At 61.6% G+C, this 10,889-nt stretch carries 7 protein-coding genes and 2 pseudogenes; 7 read left to right on the forward strand and 2 right to left on the reverse strand.

The window, feature by feature from the left end:
- Positions 1-3: 3 nt before the first annotated feature.
- Positions 4-1,350, reverse strand: a complete 1,347-nt coding sequence (gene tssK, locus NCS03_RS06715; protein ID WP_175980007.1) for a type VI secretion system baseplate subunit TssK — start codon at positions 1,348-1,350, stop codon at positions 4-6.
- A gap of 64 nt (positions 1,351-1,414) precedes the next feature.
- Positions 1,415-2,803 carry a type VI secretion system contractile sheath large subunit gene (gene tssC / locus NCS03_RS06720; protein ID WP_284504305.1) on the reverse strand — a complete coding sequence of 463 codons (1,389 nt, stop codon included), beginning with the start codon at positions 2,801-2,803 and terminating at the stop codon, positions 1,415-1,417.
- A gap of 278 nt (positions 2,804-3,081) precedes the next feature.
- Between tssC and NCS03_RS06725 the strand changes: the two genes are divergently transcribed.
- The 7 genes and pseudogenes from NCS03_RS06725 to NCS03_RS06755 all read left to right on the forward strand — a co-directional run.
- The gene (locus tag NCS03_RS06725) at positions 3,082-3,888 is read left to right on the forward strand and encodes a contractile injection system protein, VgrG/Pvc8 family (protein WP_250528956.1); all 807 of its coding nucleotides are present in this window, start codon (positions 3,082-3,084) and stop codon (positions 3,886-3,888) included.
- Positions 3,885-4,031, forward strand: a complete 147-nt coding sequence (locus NCS03_RS06730; protein WP_250528957.1) for a hypothetical protein — start codon at positions 3,885-3,887, stop codon at positions 4,029-4,031. Before NCS03_RS06725 ends, NCS03_RS06730 begins: the two co-directional genes overlap by 4 nt.
- A gap of 11 nt (positions 4,032-4,042) precedes the next feature.
- On the forward strand, positions 4,043-6,811 hold the full coding sequence (locus tag NCS03_RS06735) for an ImcF-related family protein (protein ID WP_250528958.1): 2,769 nt from the start codon (positions 4,043-4,045) through the stop codon (positions 6,809-6,811).
- Between the two features lie 88 nt (positions 6,812-6,899).
- Positions 6,900-7,479 (forward strand): annotated as a pseudogene (locus tag NCS03_RS31260) (type VI secretion system protein TssA); the annotation flags it as partial.
- A 303-nt stretch (positions 7,480-7,782) separates the two neighbouring features.
- On the forward strand, positions 7,783-9,603 hold the full coding sequence (tssF, locus tag NCS03_RS06745; RefSeq protein WP_250528960.1) for a type VI secretion system baseplate subunit TssF: 1,821 nt from the start codon (positions 7,783-7,785) through the stop codon (positions 9,601-9,603).
- A gap of 26 nt (positions 9,604-9,629) precedes the next feature.
- Positions 9,630-10,646 carry a type VI secretion system baseplate subunit TssG gene (gene tssG / locus NCS03_RS06750; RefSeq protein WP_250528964.1) on the forward strand — a complete coding sequence of 339 codons (1,017 nt, stop codon included), beginning with the start codon at positions 9,630-9,632 and terminating at the stop codon, positions 10,644-10,646.
- Between the two features lie 22 nt (positions 10,647-10,668).
- A pseudogene (locus NCS03_RS06755) lies at positions 10,669-10,889 on the forward strand (hypothetical protein); the annotation flags it as partial.

The following is a 10,889-nucleotide window of genomic DNA, read 5'->3' on the forward strand; positions in this document are numbered from 1 at the left end:
TGTTCACGTCGGTAGCACCGCATAAAGTTCGAGCGAAACATCGGGAATTGAGGCAGGCACGTAGAACCGACACGCGCGCGCATCGATCATGCGTTTGAAAGCCGGGTGCGATGCATCGAGCGCGAAGTACTGGTTCTCGATGCGTACCGGAATCGCCGCGGGCAGACGCGCCATGGGTTTGATCGGAATGCCGGAGAGCGCCGAATTGACGATCTGTTCGACTTCATCGGGCGCGCCCGCCTTGCAGAGTCTCGGGAACTGCTCGATGAGTGCATGAGCGGGCAGCGCGGCCTGCACCGAGAGGTAGTAATCCGCATCCTCGACGAGCCGCTCGTCTTCGATCTGGCCGGTCCAGACCGTGCCGCGCACGCGCTCTAGTGCGATCGGCACCACGCGCGATGGGATGACCGTATCGAGCAAATTGCGAATGAGCGACTCCAGCTCCGCGAACACGGGCTCCGGTGCGCGATGGTCGTAGGCGGGGAGCGCCTGCAACGTCTCCGTCGTGGAGAAAGTCAGAAGCGAACCCGCCAGCCGCGAAAGCAGCGCATAGAGCCGCTCCGGATGCTGATTCGGTGCCTGCACCAGCCGCGCGAGTTCCGGCCAGGACGAGTTCACGCTGTGCAGCAGCCAGAAGAGCGAGACGTCGGCGACCGCGTAGTCGGCGATCTGGTCCGAACGTTCGCGCCGGCGCACCGCCAGGCTCGCGCTCTTCGCGCTGAGGATTTCCGACAGGCGCTTCATGCGTGTCGTCAACATCGTATGGGCCGACAAGAACAGGCACGGCGGCACGAAGGCCGCATCGAGTTCGAAGCGTCCCTGCGCATTGCGGATAAAGCGCGCAACCGGGCACGTCACGTAATCGCCGCCCGCCTCGAAATCGAACAGCAAAGAGACGGCGTGGCGTTCGACGCTGATTTCTTCCTTACCTTCGCCGTACAAATCAGCGACGTGCAGATACTCCCGCACGAACCGGCGTGGCCGGGCGGGTTTCGCCCCAGGCTCGATGCAGTTGCCGCCTTGCGCATCGACGAGCGCCACACCCGCGAGCACCGTTATCGCATCGTATTGCGAGCCGACTTCATCGAGACTGCGCGCGGCCGGGAGCCAGTCGGACGTGTCGCTGTCGATGAGCGTCCCATCGGGCAAGCGCAGTACCAGCTTGGTGAACTGCACACGATCGATGCCCAGCGCCTGTTTGTCGACTGCCACGTCGATCACGCCCCAAGGATCGGGGCTCGCCATCTCGGCGATGCGCGCGTTCGCGAACTGCTCCCACAACGCTTGTTGCTGGAAGTGCTGCGGCGTCATAAAGACGCCTTGTGCCCATAGGGGTCTCGTTATTTTCATAAGGTTGAAGGTCTTGTTGTCGCCGGGAGCGCGTTTCGACACGCTTCCGCCGGATTGAACGGGTTCAATTCTTCGCCCTGGGCATCTGCGAAGTGAGCGAGAGACCGATGTCCATGCCCTCGATCTGGAAATGCGGCACGATAAAGAGCTTCATGCGAAAGAACCCCGGGTTGTCCTCGATGTCTTCCACCTCCACGCGCGCCTCGCGCAGCGGGTGCGAGGCCTGCAAGTCGTCGCCAGGCGCGGTCATTTCGGTGACGAGCGTCTTGACCCAGGTGTTGAGCTCGAGCTCCAGCAGCCGCCGGTCCTTGGTCGTACCGATGTTCTCGCGCTGGATCATCTTCAGATGATGCGCGATTCGCGAGAGCAGAAAGATGTAAGGCAAGCGGGCATTGACGCGGCTGTTGGCGCTCGCTTCCTTGGTGTCGAAGTCCTCGGGCTTCTGAACGGAGTGCGCGGAGTAGAAGCACGCGTCATCGTGATTTTGGAAATGCGACAGCGCGATCAGACCGATATGAGCGAACTCGAACTCACGCGTCTCGGGCACGAGTGCATCGGTGCGAATCTTGGCGAGATTGCCGGCGCCGAGCGCGTACAGTTGCGTGGGCAGGTTCTCGACGATCCCGCCCGCGCGCGGCCCGCGGATCTGGATGCACCAGCCGTTGCGCACGAAGCTTCGCACGAGATTGGTGGCGAAAGCGAACGACGCGTTCGCCCAGAGATATCCGGCGCCATTCGAATGGTTCACCGCCTCGGTGTAGTTGAATGAGCGCACCGGTGTCGTATCAGCACCGTACGGAAGACGCGCCAGAAAGCGCGGCAGCGTCAGACCCAGATAACGCGCATCGTCGGTCTTGCGCAGACTGTTCCATCGAAAATATTCGGCGCGTTCGAAATGGCCGCGCAGGTCGCGAATTGCGACGACATCTTCCATTGATGCCTTGCCGAAGAATTCAGGCGACACCCCGCCGATGAACGGCATGTGTGCGGCGGCGGACACTTTCGAAATGTCGCGCAACAGCGCCATATCCTGCGGGCTGCGATCGAATGCGTAGTTTGAGATCAGAGCAGCGATCGGCTGGCCCCCCGGTGTGTCGTATTCCTCGGTGTAGGTGTGTCGGAACAGGCCGCCCTGAACGACGTCGGGTGCGTCTTCGAAATCCCGCCGCAGCGTTTCCTTGTCGACGTCGAGCACTTCGATGTGCACATTCTTGCGAAAGTCTGTGTGGTCGACCAGAAACTTCAAGCCCCGCCAGGCCGCTTCGAGCCGCTGGAAGTCGGGGTGATGCAGGATCGCATCGAGTTGATCGCCGAGCCGTTGATCGACACTCGCGATCTCCATGTCGATGTGCAATTTGGATGATCGCTGCGGCGCGGAGGCAGATCGATCGGACGCGTCAATGACCGCGTGCGAAGTGAGGTGTCGAGAATCGGACGGAATATGCACCAACATGCTTGAATATGCTTTAAGCGCGGTAACGAGAGCAATCGCCTAGAGACGAGACCGCGTGCCGTTAATTCGATGAGGCGGCAACGTATATCACGTGCGAACGTGAGAAGCTATCGCGCTTTGAGAAAGATCAGGAATACGGATAACTAAGACATTTCCTCCTTACAGATCGATTGCCAATGAGCTATGGTCCGATGCCAATGGCGCATCCATGCGAAGACTGATCACCGCTTGCTTTCTGGCAAGCATCGATAGCATTGCAGAGAAAGGAGTGTATGACCATGTCCAGCTTATTGGACGCAGCAGAGCGGATCACGAGCCTGGTGACGGGGCGTCAGTCGCAGCACCTTGAAGTGCCGAGCGCAGACAGTGCGGCGCTCCTGTCAGTGACGGCGCATCATATCTCGGAGAAGATGGGCGAGCCAGTGGTCTTGACGGTCCTCGTCTCCCACCCCCGTGCCATTTCCCGTCGCGACTATCTGAACCAGGACGCGAGCTTTTCGCTGACCGCCGATGACGGTACCACGCGTAAGTGGTCTGGGTTCATCTCGTCATTCTCAAAGATCAAGACGACAAACGACTTCGTGAGCTATGAGATTGTTGTCAAATCTCATCTCGCGCGCCTGCAGGGCATTCGCGACACCAAAATCTATCAGCACAAGACGATCCCTCAAATCCTCGAGGCGATCTTGGTTCGTCACAAGTTCAAACCGCACCAGTACCTTTTTCGGTTGCGGGGCGTGTATCTTGACGACGACCAGTACGATCCAATGGATAAATCGGCTGCAACAGATGACCGGATCGGCACCATTGAAATCGTGGCCGGCCGTACCAAGTCGTCGCCGAGTTTTCCGGTCCGCAAGACATTCAAGATTGGGCCTGCGTGTGACAACGGCGACGGTACGGTGCCGGTACGGTCTGGGAGTGCGCCTAAGGGGTTCGCGAAGGCATGCATTGGATTCAGCGGAATTGATCACGAGGGCGCATACAACCCGAAACCCCAACCGCATCCGGCACAATTTTTTGCGCTATGGGCCATAGTCCGGATCGTCGGCAATGTGAAGGGTACAACGATGGAATACACGTGATGCGCGCGATTGGAGCAGTACTGATCGCGGTCGCGATGCTGACGAGCGCATGCGAAAAGAAGACATTGGACCTGATGGAGCAGGAAAAAAAAGTCGTGGTGAATATGACAACAGATTTGAAACCTCGTTGCGTGGGGCGCTAAACCAAGCTGCAATGCAGGGAACGACGCAGGCAAGTGTGTCGGCCGTTCCTGAGAAACGAAACGCTGCAGGTACGTTAAATCCGCTTCATCGTGTTCTGCGGGAGCGCAATGGCCTTCGTTGGCGCTTTCGCCAGTCTTGGCTATTGCTTGTCGGACAGGAGGCGGTAGTCACCCGTCTGCTGCCGGAGCTGACGAAGTCTGGATGGTCGATCAAAGATGGAGTTGTTTTGTTGTGGGGCGAAGTCTCGTCCGACGGACAGATCGACGAACAAAGGCTACGTGAGATTCGACGGATGCGGCGCGGGCGTCCCGTCGACGCAATCGTACTTGCAATCGACGGTGCGGTGCCGCTACCGACTGCATCAGGAGGCGGAACGGGTTGGGGGACGACGCTTGCTGGAATCGCTCGGAAATCGCGCTGGTCGGCGCCGATTTACCTGCTTGATCTCGATGGCAGCGATAGCGCAAGAGCCGTCACGCCCGTGATGGGCTGCGAGTTCGTGGATTCGGGCGATCAGGCCGCGATCGAAGCCGCTTTGCTGACTCTGCGCGATCGGCTCGCGGATCTCGGCGCGAAGCGGATCGGACAAAACCGCCGAGACCGCTTCGCATCCGAACTTTCGAAGCGTCTTGGTACGCGCGCCTCAGCGTTGGCGCAGTGGATCGCCGATCTTTCGACTTGGCAGCGCCACCCGCTGCCGGTGGTAGGCGCGTTCTTCGCGCCGTGGCCGGTTACCGATGCAAAAGAAGATGGTGCGGCACACGGCATCAACCTTTTACTGTGGCGACATTTTGCGGAAGCCACTCGACAACGCAAGGGCCGTCGAACGGGCCTGCATCCGGTGACGGTATTCTCCGTCGCGGCGCTTGGCGCGCTCGGCCTCTGGAGTGCGGGCATGGTGCTCTCGGGCATCTCCAACGCCCACCAGATCGTGCAGACCCACGAAGCGCTCGCCGCGCTTAAAACGCCCGACACCGCCGCTCGCCTGCGCGCACTTCGCGCCCTTCAGCAACGCATAGAGTTCTACGAATACCGCACGCAGCATCACGCACCGCTCTTCTCCCGCTTCGGCCTGAACCACGACCGCGAAGCGCTCGCAGCGCTCTGGACGCCCTACGCCCGCGAAAGCCGTGCGCTGCTTGCCGCCCCGATACAACAGGACCTCGAGGCGCGGTTGGTCGATCTCGGCCAGATGCCGACCACGCAGGTCGACGATCAACTCACGCACGTAGCACAGGACGGTCAAGGGGCGCTCAAAACATATCTGATGATGGCCGATCCGCAGCGTGCGGACGCAGGCTTCCTCACCCAACAACTTCCTAAGTTCTGGAACACCGCCGCCAGTCTCACGGCCGGCGAGAAGATCGACCTGTCGGAGCATCTGCTCGGCTTTTGGGCGGATCATCTAAAGTCGCATCCCGACTGGCGAATCCAGCCGCGCCAGGACCTAGTCGCCGTCGCGCGTCAGACGTTGCTCGCGGTGATTGGGGTGAAAAACTCCGAGGACACCGTCTACCAGAACGTACTCGCCTCGGTCGGTCACAAATATCCGGACCAGACGCTTGCCACGCTTACCGCCGGCACCGACACTCGCGGCCTGTTCCGCACGGCCTCCGCGGTGCCGGGCGTGTACACGCGTCAGGCGTGGGAAGGCTCGATCGAAAACGCCATCGACGATGCCGCCAAACACAACGGCGTGGCGGGCGATTGGGTGTTGGGCAATGTCAGTCAGGGCAACAAGACATCATCGGCGCAAACGCCCGAAGCGCTGCGCACCGCCTTGCGCGCCCGTTATTTCGCCGACTACGCCGAGCACTGGCAGTCGTTCATGAACAGCCTGCGCTGTGATTCGGCGACGACGTTGCCCGCAGCCATCGTCGCAAACTGGAACCGCTCGTTCGCGGGACGCTATCCGTTCGCGAGTACCGTCAACGACGCCTCGCTGCCGGAACTCGCGCGTTTTCTGCGTCCGCAAGGCGGGCTCATCGACACGTTCCTCGCCACGCAACTCGCGGGCGTGATCCAGTTACAGGGCGACCAATGGGTGCCGGTGCCAGCCGCCACCGGTACAAGCAGCGCCGCATGCGCCGTCGATCCGGCGTTCCTGAAGGCGATCAATACGCTGCAACGCATCGCGGCCCATCTGCTCGCTCAGGGCGAGCCGTCGTACCGGTTCGAACTGAAGCCAGTGCCGACCCCGGGCATCACCGATACGCTGCTCACGATCGACGCGCAAAAGCTGCATTACTACAACCAGATGGAAACGTGGAGCGGCATGGCGTGGCCGACGAGCGACCCGCAAAGCGCCGGCACGCGTCTGGAGTGGCAAACCGAAACGGCGGGCACCAACAAGCGCTTCGAATTTGCCGGTCGCTGGGCGTTCGTTCGAATGCTGGAGCGCGCGCATGTCGAGCCGATCGACACGGCGACGTATCAGGTGACGTGGCAGGCGAAGGCGCAATTCGAGGACACGCGCACCAAGTTTGCGAAGACGAACGAAGCAATCGATCAGGACGCGCTCAACGCGCACGGCCCATCTGCACCGGCGCCCGCCGACATGGCGTATCCGCTCACCTACATGCTGCGCACGGATGTGGGCAAGGGGCCGCTGGAGCTGCTGGATCTGCGCGGCTTCACGTTGCCCACGCGCATCTTCGTGAAGCGCGAGACGGCCGGGCGCAATACGAAGACCGATGGCCCGCCGCCGCTGCCCAAGGCCGCGATCGAGGCGGCCAAGCAAGCTGAAACGCCGTTACCCAATGGCCGAGGAACGCTATAAATTCGAGCGTCCGGACCTTGCTCCGGTGGCCCCACGCTGATTCGCCGATACGCTTGGCAAAAGCGGTCAATCCACACATTGAATTCTTATGTTCACCCATCTACTCAACGCGCTGTTCGGCGCACGCAAGCCGTCCGATCGCGCGATCGAAGCGCTGCCGCAATGGGACGACTGGCTCCTGCCGATTCGCGCCGATGCGCCCGTCGGTGACTACCCCGGTTACGACGACGATTTTCTCGCCATCAAGGATGAAGTCGCCAAGCTCTCGAATGTCGATGACGCGCTGATCATCGACGCGGCTGAGTGGCTCATCAAGTCCCGCGCGAAGGATGTGCGGCTCGCGGTGTATTACGTCTATGGCCGTCTGCGCCGCGAGGGCGCGGAAGGCCTCGCCGCCGGTTTCGAAATGCTCGCGGCGCTGGTCGAGCGTTTCGACGACACGCTCTTGCCCGCGCGCGCCGGTTCGCGTCGTGCGGCGTTCGAATGGCTGTGCGGCAGCACCTTCGCCGATCGGCTCGATGCCGTGCAGGGATTCAACGGGCCGCTGCTCGAACGCGCGCTGTCGGCGCTGGCGTTGATCACCGACCGCATCGAGTCGTGGCCGGAAGATGCGCGTCCGGTGCTCGCGCCTTTGTTCGGGCGTTTCGAAGGTCGCATTGAGTCACCATCCGATAATGATGCGACATCGACGTCGTCGAATACGGCGAGCGAGCGGAGCGCGCCGACACGGCGCTGCATCTGCTCGGCGCACTCGATGCAGACATCGAACGTTTCCAGATCAACCGCTGGGAGCCGGCACTGGCGTTCGAAGCGAAACACCATCTGCTGCGCATTCCCAAGAGCCGTTTCAACCGCAAGGATGCCCACAAAGTGGTGTCGTCGGCGCATCGACAGCCTCACTGCCGATCTGACCACAATCGACGCCGCCCGCGCGGTGGCGCTGACTTAAGAAGAACAAGGAAATCACCACGATGTCGTCCCCGACCAAGGACAACGAAATCCTGCGCTATTACGAAGCGGAAATGCGTTATCTGCGCGAGGCAGGCAAGGAATTCGCCCGGGCGTTTCCCGATCGCGCACGAGAACTCGATATCGACCGCATCGGCGAGCGCGATCCGCACGTCGAACGCCTGTTCGAAGGCTTCGCGTTCCTGATGGGCCGCTTGCGTCACAAGCTCGACGATGAACTGCCGGAACTCACCGAAGGCTTGGTCAGCATGCTTTGGCCGCACTATCTTCGGATGATCCCTTCGTTGTCGATTCTGGAGCTCACTCCAAACGCGGGCGCGATGCAAAAGCACGAAGTCGTCGAAGCTGGGCTCGAAGCGACATCCGATCCGATCGCCACCGGCCTGAACGGGACCGACAAGGCGCAAATCGAATGCGTCTATCGCACCACGCAGCCGGTCGATCTATATCCGCTGACGCTTTCAGAAGCCGGCGCCTATGCGCGTGAGGATGGCCGCTCGGTCATTCGCTTTCGTTTCGCGATCCAGCCGCAAACGCAGCGCGACCGCCTGCGCGTGCCACGGCTGCGCTTCTACCTGAACGCGGACCGCCCGGTGGCGCACGCGCTATATGCGGCGTTGACCGCCAAACCGATCGCCTTGCAGTTTCGCGTGCCAGGGTTCCCGGAAGAGCGTCCGGGCATGCCCCAATCGATGGAAGGCTTGCGCCTTGCACCGGCGGGCTTCGCCACCGACGAGCGCCTGTGGCCGAAGGCCGATAACGCGTTTGGCGGCTATCAACTGCTGCTCGAATACTTCACGTTCCCCGAGAAGTTCATGTTCGTCGATTTGCTGGGGCTCGACATGGCGGCGATCCCGAAGTCGGCATTCTCGTTCGATGTCGAAGTGGTGCTGGACAAACCCTATCCCGACGACATGCGCTTCACCGAAGAGAACGTTCGGCTGTACTGCACGCCGGTCATCAACCTGTTTCCAATTGCGGCCGACCCCGTTACGGTCACGCAATTCGACACGGAATACCGCGTACGGGCGCGCGAGCAGTATGGGTCGCTCGTCGACATCTATTCAGTCGATACCGTCGAAGGCTTCGAGAAGGGCCGGCGCTTCGAATATGCGCCGTTCGCGGCGTTCAAGCATCGCGGCGGGATGCTTCGGCACGAGCTTCCGGAGCGCTATTTCCACACGCGCATGCGGCGCGGCCCCTCCGGTCGCTTCGATACGTGGCTCGTATTGGGCGGCCAGGCTTGGGAGAAAGCGCAGACGTTGCCGAAGGAGACGCTTTCGGTGACGGTGACGGTGACGGGCACCAACGGCATGCTGCCGCGCAAGGCGCTGCGCGAGGCGGGCATCACGCGCATGCGTGGCGGTTTTACGAACGTGGGCGCGGTGCGCAACCTGACTGCGCCGACATTGCCGGTGTATCCGCCAACAGGCGATCGCTTCCAGTGGCGAGTGCTGTCGCATCTCGCGCCGAATTATCTCTCGCTGCTCAACGCGGAAATTCTGCGTGGCTCGCTCGGGCTCTATGACTGGACCGAGGGCGAACTTAATCGCCGGCGTATCGATGCGATCACGGACGTGCGCCATCGTCCGCTACGAAAGCTCGTCAAGGGTGGACTGATGCGCGGGGTCGAAGTGAGCGTGACACTCGACAGCACGCGCTTCGCGGGCGACGGAGATCTGGACATGTTCGGCGGCATGCTGAATCGCTTCCTTGCGCTCTACGCGACGCTGAATCTCTATACGAAGCTGGTCGTCATCTCCCAGCCGTCGGGCGCGCGCATCGAGTGGCCGGAGACGAAGGGCGAAGGAGCGCCGTTTTGAACGCGCCGGAGAAGGTATTTGGCGCAATGAATCCTGGGGCCGAGCGAACGCTGCTGCAAACGCTGCTCGATGAAGCGGCACGGATGAACTTCTATCGTTTTTGCGAGCTGATCGAGCTGGCCGCACCCGATGCCGCACCCATCGGTACGACCGATTCACCGATGACCGAGCCGGTGCGGTTCCGTTCGCGTGGACGGCTTGGTTTTCCGAGCCGTGAGATCGATAGCGTCGAATATGACGACGACCACCCTGATGCACCGCCGACCGTACGCACGACCTTCCTTGGCCTTTACGGCGTGGACGCACGTATGCCGTCTTACTTCGTCGACGAGGTGGCGCAGAACCGCGATGGCGCCGAGCCGCTCTCGGCGTTTCTGGATCTATTCCACCACCGCATTCTGACGCAGCACTATCGCGTGTGGCGCAAGTATCGCTATCCGGTCGGCTATCGTGAGGGCGGCAGCGATGCGGTGTCGCGGTGTCTTTTGAGCTTCGCCGGGCTGGGATTCAGCGCGAAGCCGCATGCGGTCCCATCAAGAATCGATCCGCGCAAGCTGATGTCGATGCTGGGCATCACCGCGCAGAAGACACGCACGGCGGAAGGGCTCGCTCGCGTGCTGCAGCACGCGGTGCCGGACGCGTCGATTGCGGTCGAGGAGTTCCATCCGGTCTGGCGCGAGGTCAACGACTATGAACCGGCGGCCCTCGGCGAGCAGTGTCTGCTGGGGCGCGGGTTCTACGATCGCTCGAACGCGGTACGCGTGATCATCACGCCGGATACACGCGAGACGGTGCTCGATCTGACGCCAGGCGGGCATGCGCATCGGGAGGTGATGGCGCTGTTGCGCTTCTATCTGGGCTACGAGGCCGAGGCGCATCTGGAGATGCACGTTCGGCCCGAATTGATGCCCGATCCGGTGCTGAAGCCGAAGCAAACCAGTCTGGGATTGACGACGCAACTGTTCGACCGCTCGGCCCCGACGGACGAGCCTGCGCGCACTACGCGCGTGCATCTGGGGCGCTGGGATGGCGCAGCCGAATAAATCAAGCAGGGCAGGACCGACCATGCATCACTACAACTCGAATGCTTCCATCACGGGCCGCCTGATGCGAAGCGCAACGACCGCACTCGCCACGGCCAGTCTGCTCTCGATCGCCGGCTGCGGCGCATGGCAGGCCACCAAGGACAGCACGGTAAGCGCAGCCGAGTGGCTCTTCACCACGCAAGTCAAGTCGATGAACGTCGAACTGAACGGTCGCGCCGCGTTGAACGAGAACGCGACCGG

Origin of the sequence: Caballeronia sp. ATUFL_F1_KS4A, assembly GCF_023630905.1 — a bacterium.
Taxonomy (GTDB): domain Bacteria; phylum Pseudomonadota; class Gammaproteobacteria; order Burkholderiales; family Burkholderiaceae; genus Caballeronia; species Caballeronia zhejiangensis.

Bases quoted from the DNA above. Each gene is read 5' to 3' on its own strand.
- tssG (WP_250528964.1), top strand. From the start codon at position 9,630: ATGAATCCTGGGGCCGAGCGAACGCTGCTGCAAACGCTGCTCGATGAA.
- tssK (WP_175980007.1), bottom strand. From the start codon at position 1,350: ATGAAAATAACGAGACCCCTATGGGCACAAGGCGTCTTTATGACGCCG.
- NCS03_RS06735 (WP_250528958.1), top strand. From the start codon at position 4,043: ATGCAGGGAACGACGCAGGCAAGTGTGTCGGCCGTTCCTGAGAAACGA.
- tssF (WP_250528960.1), top strand. From the start codon at position 7,783: ATGTCGTCCCCGACCAAGGACAACGAAATCCTGCGCTATTACGAAGCG.
- tssC (WP_284504305.1), bottom strand. From the start codon at position 2,803: ATGTTGGTGCATATTCCGTCCGATTCTCGACACCTCACTTCGCACGCG.
- NCS03_RS06725 (WP_250528956.1), top strand. From the start codon at position 3,082: ATGTCCAGCTTATTGGACGCAGCAGAGCGGATCACGAGCCTGGTGACG.